Genomic DNA, 14652 nt, shown 5'->3' with positions numbered 1-14652 from the left:
ACCGCTACAAAAAAGACTTCGCCGTAACCTACTACAACGGCAAAGGAGAGCAAAAAAGGAATATATTTGTCAAGCAGAGCTTTAAGCGAAAGTTGCAGGGCAAAATCCAGGAAGTAGGGAAAATGCCGGAAACGGCTTACATCACGGCCCGGACCAGTCTGATTGACAGGCTCAGCGCCAGGTGTTGCGAAATCTGCAAATCGGAAAGCGACCTGCAAATGCACCATGTCCGCAAGCTGAGCGAGCTGAAAGGAAAAAAGAAATGGGAAATCATGATGATCGCCCGCAAGAGGAAAACGATGGCCGTTTGTCATGCTTGCCACAGGAAGATACACAATGGAGCGCTGGACTGAAGATAATGGTGGAAAGCCGTATACATTGAGAGATGTACGTACGGTTTGGAGGCGAGCACTTGGAAACCTGGTTATGAAAGTAAACAAGGCGCCGGGTGCTTAGCCTACGAATCAAACAGGATGCCATCGCATTCGAGCTCGGCGATGACTGGAACCAGCAAAAAGTATCCCTGTTGGAACAGAAGGAAAAAATCGATTCCGAGATTTTGGAGCAAGTAGCGGCTATTCTTAAAATCCCTGCAGAGGCGATTCGGAATTTTGACGAGGAGAAGGCTGTGAATATTATTGCCAATACCTTTCAGGAATTTCATGACCAGTCGGGCGGTATCAATTTTCAGCCGACTTATAATATCAATCCGATTGAAAAATGGCTTGAAGCGCTGGAAGAAAACAAACGCCTGAACGCGGAGCTGCTGAAAGCGAAAGATGAGACGATTAGGGCGTTGGAGCGGTTGGTTGGAAGGGTGACGAATTAGGGAGATTACATATCAACAAAATTCAACCAACATTTACCCCAATCAACTCCACCCCCAACACCTCCTCAATCCGCACAATAGTTTCAATGGTAAAATTAGCATCCCCTTTCACCCAGGAATTCACAGTCTGAGGCGTTACCTGCAATTTCTCCGCCAAATCTTTTTGGCTCATTCCAAGTTTTCGCAGATGGGCAAGAATATTAATGGCGATAATCCTAGATTTTTCAAGGACTTTGGGGTTCTCTGCTTTGCGGGCCACGCGTTCTTTCCATTTGCTGGATTCTACGGCGGTGACCGACTCTAATTTTTGTAATATATCATCTCTTGTTTGCATAGTCATTCAAAATCAATGTATCCCCAATCTTCGACCGTTTCAATATTCAGTTCCTTCAAAAATTTCACGAGCACATCCAGTTTTGTAAGTTCTTCTTTCAAATGTGTTCGTTCAGTCATGGTTTTTGTCAGTTTGATAGCACTGCCAGAAATCACAAAAAAGCCGTAATTCAGTCTGACGGCATAAATTCTGAGCCACGACTTTGCACCAGTTCCGTAGGCTTTGCTCTTCTCATTTACAATTTTGAGCCTCACGGCTTTATCCAGTGGTTTAAAAATATCTCCCAACCTCTTTCCGGACTCTTGTCCTTGCGCCACGCTCAGCAGTTGCCTTTCAAACTCGTCAGCTTCCGACAGCGTAATAGAAATAGCCTGACTCACTGAACAATATCCATAAAAGTCTTTGACCAAATCTTGTTCATGCGTTGTAAAAAAAGTATCCAAATATTCTGAATCATTCCAGCAATTGAACGCGCGATCAAACTCGTTTTCCTCATTCCCTTCAAACCGCGCCGCCCAAAGCGTTTCGGGAATGATGCGTATAAGCTCAATAACCTTCATAGTGTGTATTTTAAGTCTAATCAATGTGTGTGCTGAGCTAACTGATACTGCAACTCAAAGCTAATAAAAATTCCTAAAATCAGATTAAAACCTGATTTTTAAGGTATAAAAACACCTCTTCCGTGGCCTAAGGTAAAACAAAAAAGCGCCAATCTCGCGAAAGGCGCCTTAGTTGTGGTCACGTAGGGATTCGAACCGCCCGGCGGCCCGGCCCAAACCTCCTGATCCGTACCGCGGTAGCGGGCCACCCAGGGGCAATACAACAAAAAAGCACCTGAGAGTTCTCAGATGCTTTAACTTGTGGTCACGTAGGGATTCGAACCCCAAACCTCCTGATCCGTAGTCAGGTGCTCTATCCAATTGAGCTACGCAACCGTTTCCGAATTGGACTGCAAATGTATGAGATGAATTTTACAGTCGCAAATCCTGACAGATAAATTTAAAGAAAATTTTCGCAAAATCTTCTAACTACCCTGGAAATCAGGCTTCCTTTTTTGAAGAAAAGCAGCAATACCTTCCCGCACATCGCGCGTACCAAACAGCATTTCCTGACTCTCGCGCTCGTTTTCCAGCATTTGCGGAAGGTTCGAGTGCATCGATTGGTTGAATGCATGCTTCATCGCACCGATCGCCTGCGTCGGGGCGTGGCGGTAGTAGGCTATGAGCTTTTCGGTTTCATCTTCGAGGGCTTCGCGGGCAACCGAATGGGCGATCAGGCCCATTTGCCGGGCCTCTGCGGCGGGGATGCGACGGCCGGTGGATGCCAGTTCGAAAGCGCGGGCCATACCGACAAGCCTGGGCAGCATGAATGTGGCGCCGGCATCGGGCATAAGGCCTATCTGCACGAACAACAAGCTCAGGTAGGTGTCATCGGCAGCGATAATTACATCGCAGGCCAATGCAAGCGAGCACCCAGCGCCAACGGCGAGGCCGTTCATACGGCATAGTACGGGTTTGGGAATGTCCCGGATCGCAGTGATCATCGGCTCGTAATAATCCCTCAGAATTTCACCCGCACTTTTGCCGGACGCATTCGCTTCTTTGAGATCAGCACCGGAGCAGAATGCCTTTTCGCCGGTGGCCGTCAGGAGCACTACACGGACGGTATCATCATTGGCCGCCGTCTGGATGGCGCTGGTGATTTCGGCAATGAGTGCCGGGCTCAGGGCGTGAAAAACGTCCGGGCGGTTGAGCGTAATGCGGGCGACACCGTCGCGGTTGTCGAAAATGAGGTTTTGATACATGCCATGAAGTGTTTTCTATCAAAAGTAGAAATACACAGTGGCGCTACTGACGAGGAGTCCGCAAAATACACCGGCAACGATCTGCGAGGGTGTGTGCGCATTCAGTTGCAGCCGCGCGCTCATGAGCCAGCCGCCGATGAGTATCGTGAGCAGCAACGGCAACAGCAATGCGCTTTCATCGAAACGGATCATCAACCCCGAAAGCATACCAATGGCGCCGCCTATCCCGGTGGCGTGGGCGCTGATTTTCCAGAAATAGCTCACCATGGCCACGAGGATGAGCGAAAGCGTTACACTCGCCAGAATGACGGAAATCTGAGGTGCAATCTCGCCGATCGGTTGCAGTTGCCAACCGAACAGGTAAGTTGCCAACCCGTAAATGATCACACAGGCAAGGTAGGGAATGCGACGCTCGGCGGCATCTTCCACGTATAGTGAGGTAATCATGCCCATCTTTTTAAAATAGAACATCATGATAGCCGGCGCAATGAAGGTATTCAGCCAAAGCAAAAGCAGCAGGCTCCCCAGCGCGGGCAGCTCGAATGCGCTCACGCCCACGAGGTCGGGCGCGAGGAAAAAGAGCAATGCAAACAGGTATGTGGTGAGTATCAGCGGGTGGAAAACCACCGATAATATCATGGCAAATCGGTTATTCAAGGTAATGGGGTCTTTAATCAGGATGATACGGGCAAAATTACGTTGAAAACCAGACTGTACAATCATTGGGTTCCACAGAAAAGTAAGTTACAGCGCTACAATAGGTTTTCGAGGCTGAATTTGTAATTTTGCGCCTCATTCGTAAAAAACCGGGCATTCCCGGCTGACATTTTAAAGATTGAATTGAACAAAATGGGACCGTTGCAAATCAAAGACATTTTACAGACTGCGCCTGAAAACCAATCGGTTGTCGTAAAGGGCTGGGTAAGAACAAAAAGAGAAAGCAAAAACGCGATTTTCATCGCGTTGAATGACGGGTCGACCATCAATAATATCCAGGCAGTGGCTGAACCCGGTCAGTTTTCTGCCGAACTGCTCCTGACAGTAACCACCGGGTCATGCCTTAAAGTAACCGGCCAGCTGATCGCGTCGCAAGGTGCGGGACAGACAGTGGAGGTGAAAATTACCGACATCGAGGTGTACGGAACGGCTGACCCTGAGGAATATCCGTTGCAGCCCAAAAAGCATTCACTGGAATTCCTGCGCGAGATCGCCCACCTGCGCCCTCGCACAAACACGTTCAGCGCGATCCTGCGTATCCGCCACGCATTGGCATTCGCAGTGCACCAGTATTTCAATGAAAAAGGCTTTTTCTACCTGCACACGCCGGTTATTACCGCTTCCGATGCCGAAGGTGCGGGCGAAATGTTCCGCGTGACGACGCTCGACCTGAACAACCTGCCGCGTACGGAAGAAGGAGCGATCAATTTCAAAGAAGACTTTTTCGGTCGTGAGGCTAACCTGACCGTTTCCGGCCAGCTGGAAGGCGAGCTGGGCGCGATGGCGCTTTCAAAGATTTATACTTTCGGTCCGACATTCCGTGCGGAAAACTCCAACACCACCCGCCACCTCGCGGAATTCTGGATGATCGAGCCGGAAATGGCGTTTTTCGAGCTGGAAGACAACATGGACCTGGCAGAGGATTTTGTCAAAAAAGTGATCACTTATGCATTGATCAACTGCAAGGACGATTTGAATTTCCTCCAAAACCGCCTGACAGAAGAAGAAAAGAACAAGCCACAGAACGAGCGCTCACTGCCATTGCTGGAAAAACTGGCATTTGTGGTGGATAACCCGTTCGAAAGGCTGACTTATACCCAAGCGATCGAGATCTTGTTGAAATCGAAGCCGCAAAAAGAAGGCAAATTCCAGTTCCCGGTGACTGGCTGGGGCATTGATTTGTCGAGCGAGCATGAGCGTTACCTGGTGGAGAAGCATTTCAAAAAACCGGTGATCCTCACCAACTACCCGCGCGAGATCAAATCATTCTACATGAAACTCGATGAGGACGGTAAAACCGTGCGTGCGATGGACGTATTGTTCCCCGGCATCGGCGAGATCATCGGCGGTAGTCAGCGCGAAGAAAGCTATGAGAAACTGCTCGGCCGCGTGAAGGAGATCGGTATCGATCCTGAAAACCTGTGGTGGTATCTCGAAACCCGCAAGTTCGGAACCGCGCCGCATTCGGGCTTTGGTCTGGGCTTCGAACGCCTCGTACAATTCGTAACCGGCATGGGTAACATCCGCGACGTGATCCCGTTCCCTCGTTACCCTAAGAGCGCAGAATTTTAATTATTCTACAAGCTGTTACCTTTTTCATGGCTTTACGTAAAAAGTAAAGCAGTAAGTGTAAGTTTTACTTTAAACAACACGCACATGAAAAGGAACATACCATTCTTTGAGAGCAGTATTGTGGCCGTGGCCGCAGTACTGCTTTTTGTTTTGAATGCAAATGCGCAGGAGCCGTTCCATGTCAAATGGACGATGGATTACACCCAGGCCGGGGTTTCGGACCATGCCAATTTCGCTCCAACCGACGCTATGCTCGCCGGCGGGCCCAACACATTTACATTGCCCACCGTTTACAGCAGCGGCGGCGCCATTGTAGTTGGCTACATTATCAGGCCCTGGCCAGTAATATTCTCCAATTCGCGGTACATGGAGTTCACTTTTACGGCCAACTCATTTAAATACGACATTACCTCCATCGGTTTCCGCCTCCGCCGCTCGAATAACGGCCCCAACAGCATCAAAGTCCGAACGAGTATGGATGGCTTCGCGGCCGACCTGAATGCATTCGTGATCAGCAACAACGGGACATTCAATACTTACAACATCCCGGTGAGCTTCACAAACCTTTCGAACAACACCTTCACACTCCGTATTTACGCCTACAATTCGATTGACATTTACGGCACATTATGGTTTGATGAAATCTCCGTGAATGGCGATGTACAGGCTATTATCCTGCCGGTTGACATTACGTATTTTAAAGGCCATTCGGAAAACGGGCAGACCGCATTGGAATGGGAAACTGCATGGGAAAAGCATAGCAGCGAATTTGTGATTGAGCGAAGCAGCGATATGAAAAACTTCACCGGGGTTGGAACAATAGCCGCCTCCGGCGAAACCACCGGGCGAACCTCCTATTCCTTCATGGACATTGATCCACCGGCAAGGACCAGTTATTACAGGTTGAAACTGGTAGATCAGGACGGGCGCTTCACTACCTGCAAACCAATTTCAGTTTTAAACCCATTGATAACAGCCGACATCCGGATCGCCCCTAATCCTGCTACTTCCCAACGCATTACCCTCGTAGTACCCGACAGTCGTGATGCGGCACTGGCTTTATTCACATCCTGGGGTACTCCTGTCCCATTCCGGCGCGAAGACGGCGCCCGCGGATACATTCATCTTATCCCTATACGTGCGCTCATTTCTGGCATTTATTTTGTTATGTATGAAAAGGATGGTCGAAAAGAACATTTGAAAGTGTTGGTTCCGTAAGGCATTCTGCGCTTAATTTGTAAGAGTAAAGTATAGAAAATGCTTTCGATCCGTCGTTAGCATGGCAACGTTCCGATTATTAAAGGCCAAAAGCCTATGTTGAAAAAAGTGCAGCCGAAAGTGTGGTGGATGGCGATTGCCGTCCTGGTTATTTTGTTGATCTCCTGGGGATTAGTCAGAAAAAACAAAGCCGATTCCCCGGACGTGGCCGTGTCTGGCAAGTCTGTCAAAAACCTCGATCCCGTACCGGTAACGAATCCTGATGCCGAAACAGCGGAGAAAATCGCGAAGATCGAGGACATTTTCAGGCGCAAGCGCAACGCCGGCTTCAACGGCAATGTGCTCGTCGTTCAAAAAGGCAAAATACTTTACCGGAATTCCTTCGGCTTCGCGCATATGAAGGCGAAAGACACGCTCACGGCCGACTCCCGTTTTCAGCTGGCGTCGCTCTCAAAGCCATTTACGGCGGTAGCGGTCTTGAAACTTATCCAGGAAGGCCGTGTGGCGCTCGACGATTCGGTGCAGCGCTTTTTCCCCGATTTCCCCTATCACGGCGTGAAAGTCGATATGCTGCTCAGCCACCGCAGCGGACTGCCGAATTACATCTATTCATTCAACGACAGTGTTCGCCATGGCCGGAAGTATCCGGATAACCTCAGAATCATGGATTGGTATGCCAAAGTGGTGCCTACCCCGACGCCCTACAATCGCCCGGGCCGTTCGTTCAACTATTGCAATACCAATTACTGCGTCCTGGCCGCAATCGTCGAAAAAGTGACGGGAGATTCGTTCGGGAAATACCTGAACAGCCAGATTTTCACGCCGTTGGGCATGCAAAATACCTACCTGGTAACCGACACGACCATTGCCGCTACAAAAAACCGCACCGACGGACACCAGTACGGGCGCAGGCTGGAAAAGGATTACTACGATGATGTCGTTGGAGACAAAGGCCTTTATTCGACCACGCTGGACATTTACCGGTTCTACAATGGCCTCACCAAGGGTCTGATCCTCGAAAAGAAAATGCTCGACGAGGCATTCAAGCCCCGCAGCTTCGAACGCGATGGTATCCGCAATTATGGTTACGGTTTCCGGATGCACATCAAGGAGGATCATACACCGCGGTTTATTTACCATGGTGGCTGGTGGAAGGGCTATAACACCATGCTATGGGTGTGCCCCGAAGACGACGCGGTGATCATTGTCCTCGGCAATACGTATAACCGCTCCACGTACGACCTGCGCGAACTGCTGGAAGTTGTCCACGGCGCTGTGAAGATCGACGATATTGAGAAAGACATCTAGCATTGTTTGAATTCGGCCGCGAATTCAGGATATTTGCCGAAATTAAACGCATTCCCGCACTTATGCCCGACACCGCATTCCACTTACCTGCTTATTTGCTGTTGGGCTTGCCGTTTTCGTGCTTTTTGTTGCTGTGGATTGGTGGAAAAAGTCTAAATAAATTCGCAGGCTGGATCGGGGTATTGGTTACTGCGGCGGGACTGTTCGTCAGTTTAACCTCCGCTGACCCGGGGGCCAACCACTACATCCGGTTTCACTGGCTTACCATCGGCAGCCATCCTATTGATCTTTCCTTCCGTTTCGATACGCTGTCCGCGATGATGCTCGTCATCGTGCATTTCGTGGCATTGCTCGTGCAGCTGTTTTCGACGGCCTACATGCACGACGACCGGAATGTAAACCGCTATTTTGCATTCATTCAGCTCTTCCTTTTTTCGATGCTCGGCATTGTGCTCTCCGGCAGTTTGCTGGTGATGTACATTTTCTGGGAGCTTGTGGGGCTATCGTCCTACCTGCTGATTGGTTTTTGGTATACCCAAAAAAGACCGGTGTGGGCAGCGCAGAAGGCATTTGTGCTCAACCGCATTGGTGATGCCGCCTTTCTGACGGGTATTTTGATGCTCTTCTACTATATCGGTTCTACGGACTTTGAAGTGCTTTCCCTCGAAATCGGCACCATTCCGCCGGGCATACTCACTGCTATCGGCATTTGCCTTTTCGGCGGTTGTGTGGGCAAATCGGCGCAATTCCCGCTGTCGGGGTGGTTGCCTGATGCAATGGAAGGACCTACCCCCGTTTCTGCATTGATTCACGCCGCTACGATGGTGGCTGCTGGTATTTTCCTTTTGGCAAGAATATCCTTTTTGCTCACTATCGACGCCCGATTGGTAATTCTCATCATCGGGGCCATTACCATGGTTACCGGCGCCGTGAAAGCATTAAAGGGTTGGGATATCAAGAAAGTCCTGGCCTATTCTACGATGTCACAGCTTGGCTTAATGGTCATGGCTGTGGGTTTCGGAAGCTGGCAAACGGCATTGTTCCATTTGGCAACGCACGCATTCTTTAAAGCAGGCTTGTTCCTTTCGGCAGGGTCGGTTATCCACGCCGTGAGTCCAGGCAATGAATTGCCTGGTTATGACCCGCAGGATATGCGCGCCATGGGCGGTCTGCGCAAGGCATTGCCTATTACATTTATTTGCTACCTGATTTGCGCGGCTGCGTTGGCGGGTTTACCGTTCTTTTCGGGCTTCCTTTCCAAGGATGCCATTATCACGGAAGGTTTCTTCTGGGCTTCGGAATTTGGTGCGTTGGGCTACTTATTCCCAGTGCTGGTCATCGCATCGGCAGGGTTAACCGCATTTTACATGACGCGTCAGGTTTGGCTGGTATTTTTTGGAGAGAAACGCTTCCCCGCGAGCGTACACCCGCATGAGTCGCCGGTGGCCATGTGGTTACCAATGGCGTTGCTTTCGGCGTTGTCGCTGTTCTTCTGGTTTTCGATTAATCCATTTAATGCCGAAGGGTGGTTCCTGCACTGGATCGGGAAGGAACATGGCGAGCATTTGACTTGGGTACCATTCGTAGCGAGTGCCGTTACGTTCGTTTCGATTTTCCTGGCTTACCGCGAATCCAATGCTGAGAATCCATTCAAAGTGCATGACCCGATACCAGCCGGCGAGCCTGTGCAAAGCCCGCTCAACTGGTTGCGCGGTTATTCCAATGAGCGTTATTTCCTCATTCCCTTCGAACTGATTGCGAGGTATCTCAAAGCCTTCGAAAAAAATATTGTCGACGCCCTTGTCGATCTGGTTGCCAAAGGTAGCCTGGTGTTCGGTCACTTCATCGCCTGGTTCGATAGGATGTTTGTCGATGGCGCGGTACACCTCACCGTATTCTCCATCCGCTCAGCCGGCCAGGCCGCGCGGAATATGCAGAGCGGTCGGATACAGTCGTATTACATCGTGACGGTAATGGGCGTCTTTTTGTTGATATTGTGGCTGGTTGCGATGTAATGCAGCCCCGCCGGTTAAATTAATGCTTGATGATTGATCATATACTCACCTTCTTAATTGCCATACCGTTACTGGGCGCAGCTGCCGTCGCATTCTGGCCGGTCGATAGCCAGCACAATTTCCGGCTTATCGCGCTGGTAGCATTGCTGCTGGAAGTAGTGGTGGTTGCAGTATCGTATTTGTCATTCAATAGTCAGAACGCTGCACTGCAACTCTCCGAAGTCAGAGACTGGATTACCCTGCCGATCGGTTCGCTGGGTGTTGTTTCCATTGATTATGCATTGGCTGTTGACGGGATCAGCTTTCCGCTGGTGCTGCTGGCTGTGGTGGTATTGCTGGCGGGCGTTGTCAGTTCGTGGAATGTCAATCACAAATCGAGGGCATACTTTGGCCTTTACCTCCTGCTCAGCGGAAGTGTAATGGGCTGTTTTCTGGCGCAGGATTTCTTCCTGTTTTACCTGTTCTTCGAATTTATGCTCCTGCCGATGTACTTCCTCATCGGCCTCTGGGGCGGCCCGCGGCGGGAATATGCTGCATTGAAATTCTTTATTTACACATTCCTCGGCTCCTTGCTGATCCTGATCGTTATGATCGGTCTCTACCTTTCGGTGATCGATCCGGTCGAAACCGCACGCATGGTAGGCCTCATCGGCCCCGAAGACGTGGTACATCCCGATATGATCCCGCAGATACAGCAATGGCTTTTTGACGGAAAAATCGCACCGGAGCAACTCATCCATACATTCCGTTTCACCTACCTGGCCGACCCCGGCAACTACATTCCCGGTTCGATCCTGAGCGCTGCTTCGGAGTTTTTCATCGCCGACATTCCGGTGCGCCTGCTCGCGTTCTGGTTCCTCTTTATCGGGTTCGCGGTAAAACTGCCCGTCGTGCCCGTGCACACGTGGCTGCCCGACGCGCACGTGGAAGCGCCTACGCCCATATCCGTCGTGCTCGCAGGTATTTTGCTTAAAATCGGTGGTTATGGTTTCATCCGGATCGTCGATGGTTTCTTCCCGGCCGAAGCCTTGTACAGCGCCATTCCGCTCGCCATTCTGGGGATGATTTCGATCGTTTACGGTGGTTTCAATGCATTGGGCCAAAGCGATCTGAAAAAGCTGATCGCCTACTCGTCGGTTTCGCACATGGGCTTCGTATTACTCGGGATCGCCGCATTCACGCCCGAAGGCTTCAATGGCGCCATTTACCAGATGGTTAGCCATGGCATATTGTCGGCGATGCTCTTCTTGCTCACCGGCGTACTCTACGACCGCACCCACGACCGCCGCATCGATCATTACCGCGGTCTGATCACCGTCATGCCGCAATACACCGTCGTCACCGGCATTGCATTCTTCGCCTCGCTCGGCCTTCCGGGTTTCTCGGGCTTCGTTGGCGAATTGTTCACTCTTATGGGCGCATTCCAGTCCGATGCCCTGCCCGTCTGGATTCCGGCAGTATCCACGCTTGGCATCGTCCTGGCCGCCGGCTACTTCCTATGGACCTACCAGCGGATGTTTTTCAGTTCATTCTGGTACAAAAACGCCACCACGCAAGTACTTACCGACCTCACCCGTCGCGAAACGCTCATGCTGGTACCACTGGTGATTTTGACCATCCTGGTAGGGATATTACCGGGGTTGTTATTCGATCTATCAGGTCCGACCGTTGAGGCTTGGTTGGAACGGTTGAAGTAAATGGTCAGGAGTGGTCAGTTGTGGTCAAGTATAGTCAGTCCGTTTTTGTCAGGAATTGATCTCTGTTTGCCGGGGTTACCAGTTCTGTCTTCGAGTTTGGGTAGTTGTTTAGGAAAGTGGCAGGGACACGTGCCGTCGCATCTGGGTTCCATTTGAACTCCACGGCCCGTATTTGACCTTTAACCTCTTCAATATAATCAACTTCCTGCTGCTGGGTTGTCCGCCAGAAATAGATCCTTGCATCAAGCTCTTTCGAATTGAGAAGTTTCTTCCGCTCACTGATAATATAATTTTCCCACAGCGCCCCGACGTCGTTCCTGTTTTGTATAGGGTTGAAATTATTGATAACCGCATTGATGATCCCGTTGTCGTAAAAGTAAATCTTACGCCCCTTTTTGATCTCGTTCCGCACATTCCCTGAATATGCGGGAACGGTGAAGAGTACAAATGCCTTTTCTAGCAGATCGATGTACTTTTCCACGGTCTTGTTGTCTGCCTGGACCAACCGCCCGATTTCTGTAACGCTCACCTCGCTCCCCACCTGCAATGCAATCGCTTTGACGATTTTTTCCAGCAAAACAGGCTTTTTGATCTGTTCGAGCACTAGCAAATCTTTATACAAATAGCTGTTAGCAATTAGTTTAAGATGCTTTTCGGCATTCACGGGATCGGTGACGATTTCCGGGTACGAGCCATAAATCAGCCGTTGTTCCAAAAGCCGTTGTTCAGTGAGGTAATCTGTGTATTTGACCAATTCCTCATATGAAATGGGAAGCAACTGCATTTCGTACCGCCTACCGGTGAGTGGTTCATTGATATTGCCAGCCAATTCAAATGACGAAGAGCCCGTCGCGATCACCTGCACATGCTTAAATCGATCAACAATAATCTTGATCACAAGCCCGACATCCTGGATTCGCTGTGCTTCATCGATGAACACAATTTCGTTGTCCCCGATGATCCTTTCGATGAGCGTGGCATTCGGCCGGAGAAACGCTTCCCGTATATCTGCGTCATCACCATTGAGTCTCAACGTCTTTCTAGCAACAATTTTAAGCAGTTGTTCCGAGAATGTGGTTTTACCCGCTTGCCTGGGGCCATAGATAATAAGGGCTTTCCCTTTAAAGAGATAAGCTAATGCAGCATCTTGTTGACTTCTTATTATCATAATTCAGGAGTTGATTCCAATAAAATTATGATATTTAAGGATTCAATTCCAAAAATATTATGATTACTCTGGATTTGAATCCTAAATTATTATGATCCGACCGGAGATTCTGGACTACCTCCCGAACAACTGATCCAAACTAAACCTTCCCTTCTTCGACAATGCTTCCAGCGTCTGCTGCTGGTCGGGGGTTAGTACTTCAATGATTTCGAGACGCTTTTCTTCTGCGAGGCGGCGGCGATCGCTGCGTTTGTTATCGCCGCGGCGCTTCATTTTCCTTTCCATTCTGGCGTAACGGCGGTCTATCTTTTTGAGCTGTTTCTGCTGACGCTTTGTGAGTTGAAGCTGGTCCGCGTACTTGTCCATGTTCTTTTCGAGGCGCCGGTTGTTGAGCTTGCTGTTGGTGACCGTCTCGTCGTTTTGGAAAGCGTCGTCATCCCGGCGAACCTCGCTCCATCGTTTGCCGTCTTCACGGCGACCGTCTTCACGGCGACCGTCTCCACGGCGGTTTTGAGCGAATGAGCTGGAAGTTACAAAGCTGCCTAATAACAGGCCGAGGGCGAAGGTCAGCGTCAGGATTCTTTTCATGGGGTGATAATGGGTTAAAAATTCGATGCTTATAACGGCATTTGGAAGCGGTAGTATATAATGCTCCTCTTTTTTCATTATCTCCCAGAGTTTTAGGCTTATTCAAATAAATATGGTTTTGTGCAGGAGCACGGATGGTATTTTTTGCAATCTTTACAGTAGTTGCTATTGGTTTTATTTCAAACTCCATTCTATTTTCCAAATTTTATTTCCCTACACCCTGTTTTGTCAGATGAAAGATAGTGCTCCTTCACAAAGGTTATTGTCCCTGGATACGTTGCGTGGTTTTGATATGTTCTGGATTTCGGGTGGCGAAGAAATTTTCCATGTGCTCGCCAAAGCGACCGGCTGGTCGTGGGCGATATTCCTGGCTCACCAGTTTACCCACCCCGATTGGAATGGTTTCCGGGCTTACGACCTCATTTTCCCCACATTTCTCTTCATGGCAGGTGTTTCGACACCCTTCTCACTCGGAAGCCGCCTCGAAAAAGGCGTACCGCCGTCGCAGCTGATCCGCAAGGTGATCCAGCGCGGCATTATCCTCGTCATTTTAGGGATCGTTTATAACAACGGCCTCTTCGAAACGGAATGGTCGCAGATGCGCTACCCGAGCGTACTCGCACGCATCGGGCTCGCGGGCATGTTCGCACAGATTATTTACCTCTATTTCGGCTACCGCGCACGCTGGATCTGGTTCGGCGGGTTGCTGATCGGCTATTACCTGTTCATGATGTTCTACCCCGTACCGGGCTGCGGCGCCGGCATGCTGACCATCGATTGCAACCCGGCCAGCTACATCGACAAAATGTTGATCCCGGGCCGCTTGCACCTCACCATCCACGATCCGGAAGGACTCGTTTCGACCATTCCGGCCATTGCCACCGGGTTGATGGGCATTTTTGCGGGCGAGCTGCTGCGTACGAGCGGTGAAGTCATCTCTCAAAAAAGTAAAGTTACCTACCTGGTTTTCGCAGGAATCGTCAGTCTGCTCGTCTGCCTCGTGTGGGATTACTTTTTCCCGATTAACAAAAACCTCTGGACGAGCTCGTTCGTGCTCTGCGCAGGCGGGTTCAGCACTTTGCTGCTGGCGTTGTTTTACTGGATCGTCGACGTGCTCAATTACCGCAAATGGACGCTGTTTTTCGTGGTAATAGGCATGAATTCGATTGTGATTTACATGGTTGGCCGGTTCATCGACTTCGGCTATACGGCCCGTGCGTTGTTCGGCGGCCTGCTCAGCTATTTCCCGCATTCGGTGGAAATGGTGGGTGAAGTAATTGCATTTATCGCGGTACAATGGGCGTTTATGTATTTACTTTACCGCAACAAGTTATTCTTGAAAGTATAATTGATGTCAAGAGTGGTCAGGAATGGTCATTTGTAGTCAAGGGGTAATCAAGAA

The 14652-nt window shown here is 50.0% G+C and carries 14 protein-coding genes and 1 tRNA gene; 8 read left to right on the top strand and 7 right to left on the bottom strand.

The window, feature by feature from the left end; all coding sequences use genetic code 11:
- Positions 1 to 122: 122 nt before the first annotated feature.
- Together CLV60_RS35140 and CLV60_RS04375 are read left to right on the top strand one after the other, a co-directional pair.
- Complete coding sequence (locus CLV60_RS35140) at positions 123 to 353, top strand: HNH endonuclease (RefSeq protein WP_445438690.1); 231 nt, start codon at positions 123 to 125, stop codon at positions 351 to 353.
- Between the two features lie 95 nt (positions 354 to 448).
- Entirely contained in the window at positions 449 to 829 is a 381-nt protein-coding gene (locus CLV60_RS04375; protein ID WP_106594174.1) for a transcriptional regulator, read from the top strand.
- Positions 830 to 851: 22 nt separating this feature from the next.
- On the opposite strand, the gene CLV60_RS04370 is transcribed toward CLV60_RS04375, so the two are convergent.
- The 5 genes from CLV60_RS04370 to CLV60_RS04350 all read right to left on the bottom strand — a co-directional run bounded on the left by CLV60_RS04370 (position 852) and on the right by CLV60_RS04350 (position 3690).
- Positions 852 to 1163: a helix-turn-helix transcriptional regulator gene (locus tag CLV60_RS04370; RefSeq protein ID WP_170118710.1), complete on the bottom strand. Its 312-nt coding sequence runs from the start codon at positions 1161 to 1163 to the stop codon at positions 852 to 854.
- Between the two features lie 2 nt (positions 1164 to 1165).
- Positions 1166 to 1723: a hypothetical protein gene (locus tag CLV60_RS04365; protein ID WP_106594172.1), complete on the bottom strand. Its 558-nt coding sequence runs from the start codon at positions 1721 to 1723 to the stop codon at positions 1166 to 1168.
- A 301-nt stretch (positions 1724 to 2024) separates the two neighbouring features.
- A tRNA-Arg gene (locus tag CLV60_RS04360) sits at positions 2025 to 2098 on the bottom strand.
- A gap of 89 nt (positions 2099 to 2187) precedes the next feature.
- Entirely contained in the window at positions 2188 to 2967 is a 780-nt protein-coding gene (locus tag CLV60_RS04355) for an enoyl-CoA hydratase/isomerase family protein (protein ID WP_106594171.1), read from the bottom strand.
- Between the two features lie 18 nt (positions 2968 to 2985).
- On the bottom strand, positions 2986 to 3690 hold the full coding sequence (locus tag CLV60_RS04350) for a hypothetical protein (protein ID WP_106594170.1): 705 nt from the start codon (positions 3688 to 3690) through the stop codon (positions 2986 to 2988).
- Between the two features lie 126 nt (positions 3691 to 3816).
- Here CLV60_RS04350 and asnS point away from each other — a divergent pair, with 126 nt between their 5' ends.
- From asnS to CLV60_RS04325, 5 genes are all read left to right on the top strand, one after another.
- A complete protein-coding gene (gene asnS / locus CLV60_RS04345; RefSeq protein ID WP_106594169.1) occupies positions 3817 to 5256 on the top strand; it encodes an asparagine--tRNA ligase in 1440 nt (479 codons plus the stop codon).
- 84 nt (positions 5257 to 5340) lie between these two features.
- A complete protein-coding gene (locus tag CLV60_RS04340) occupies positions 5341 to 6474 on the top strand; it encodes a T9SS type A sorting domain-containing protein (RefSeq protein ID WP_106594168.1) in 1134 nt (377 codons plus the stop codon).
- A 96-nt stretch (positions 6475 to 6570) separates the two neighbouring features.
- Positions 6571 to 7782: a serine hydrolase domain-containing protein gene (locus CLV60_RS04335; RefSeq protein WP_106594167.1), complete on the top strand. Its 1212-nt coding sequence runs from the start codon at positions 6571 to 6573 to the stop codon at positions 7780 to 7782.
- Positions 7783 to 7844: 62 nt separating this feature from the next.
- On the top strand, positions 7845 to 9797 hold the full coding sequence (gene nuoL, locus CLV60_RS04330; RefSeq protein WP_106594490.1) for an NADH-quinone oxidoreductase subunit L: 1953 nt from the start codon (positions 7845 to 7847) through the stop codon (positions 9795 to 9797).
- A 29-nt stretch (positions 9798 to 9826) separates the two neighbouring features.
- Positions 9827 to 11494 (top strand): complex I subunit 4 family protein, encoded by a 1668-nt coding sequence (locus CLV60_RS04325; protein WP_106594166.1) that lies wholly within the window; start codon positions 9827 to 9829, stop codon positions 11492 to 11494.
- Positions 11495 to 11528: 34 nt separating this feature from the next.
- Here the strand turns inward: CLV60_RS04325 and CLV60_RS04320 are convergent, their stop codons facing one another.
- Positions 11529 to 12662, bottom strand: coding sequence for an ATP-binding protein (locus CLV60_RS04320; RefSeq protein ID WP_106594165.1), 1134 nt, complete (start codon positions 12660 to 12662; stop codon positions 11529 to 11531).
- A 114-nt stretch (positions 12663 to 12776) separates the two neighbouring features.
- Complete coding sequence (locus tag CLV60_RS04315; RefSeq protein WP_106594489.1) at positions 12777 to 13250, bottom strand: hypothetical protein; 474 nt, start codon at positions 13248 to 13250, stop codon at positions 12777 to 12779.
- A gap of 232 nt (positions 13251 to 13482) precedes the next feature.
- On the opposite strand from CLV60_RS04315, the gene CLV60_RS04310 reads away from it, so the two are divergent.
- Positions 13483 to 14598, top strand: a complete 1116-nt coding sequence (locus CLV60_RS04310; protein WP_106594164.1) for an acyltransferase family protein — start codon at positions 13483 to 13485, stop codon at positions 14596 to 14598.
- The last annotated feature ends 54 nt before the right edge of the window (positions 14599 to 14652 follow it).

Source organism: Dyadobacter jiangsuensis, assembly GCF_003014695.1.
In the GTDB taxonomy this organism is placed as follows: Bacteria; Bacteroidota; Bacteroidia; order Cytophagales; family Spirosomataceae; genus Dyadobacter; species Dyadobacter jiangsuensis.
The sequence above is the reverse complement of the archived record's forward strand: the minus strand, read 5'-3'. Positions and strand labels throughout refer to the sequence as shown.

Bases quoted from the DNA above. Each gene is read 5' to 3' on its own strand.
- CLV60_RS35140 (WP_445438690.1), top strand. From the start codon at position 123: ATGCCGGAAACGGCTTACATCACGGCCCGGACCAGTCTGATTGACAGG.
- CLV60_RS04370 (WP_170118710.1), bottom strand. From the start codon at position 1,163: ATGCAAACAAGAGATGATATATTACAAAAATTAGAGTCGGTCACCGCC.
- CLV60_RS04365 (WP_106594172.1), bottom strand. From the start codon at position 1,723: ATGAAGGTTATTGAGCTTATACGCATCATTCCCGAAACGCTTTGGGCG.
- CLV60_RS04355 (WP_106594171.1), bottom strand. From the start codon at position 2,967: ATGTATCAAAACCTCATTTTCGACAACCGCGACGGTGTCGCCCGCATT.
- CLV60_RS04350 (WP_106594170.1), bottom strand. From the start codon at position 3,690: ATGATTGTACAGTCTGGTTTTCAACGTAATTTTGCCCGTATCATCCTG.
- asnS (WP_106594169.1), top strand. From the start codon at position 3,817: ATGGGACCGTTGCAAATCAAAGACATTTTACAGACTGCGCCTGAAAAC.
- CLV60_RS04340 (WP_106594168.1), top strand. From the start codon at position 5,341: ATGAAAAGGAACATACCATTCTTTGAGAGCAGTATTGTGGCCGTGGCC.
- CLV60_RS04335 (WP_106594167.1), top strand. From the start codon at position 6,571: ATGTTGAAAAAAGTGCAGCCGAAAGTGTGGTGGATGGCGATTGCCGTC.
- nuoL (WP_106594490.1), top strand. From the start codon at position 7,845: ATGCCCGACACCGCATTCCACTTACCTGCTTATTTGCTGTTGGGCTTG.
- CLV60_RS04325 (WP_106594166.1), top strand. From the start codon at position 9,827: ATGATTGATCATATACTCACCTTCTTAATTGCCATACCGTTACTGGGC.
- CLV60_RS04320 (WP_106594165.1), bottom strand. From the start codon at position 12,662: ATGATAATAAGAAGTCAACAAGATGCTGCATTAGCTTATCTCTTTAAA.
- CLV60_RS04315 (WP_106594489.1), bottom strand. From the start codon at position 13,250: ATGAAAAGAATCCTGACGCTGACCTTCGCCCTCGGCCTGTTATTAGGC.
- CLV60_RS04310 (WP_106594164.1), top strand. From the start codon at position 13,483: ATGAAAGATAGTGCTCCTTCACAAAGGTTATTGTCCCTGGATACGTTG.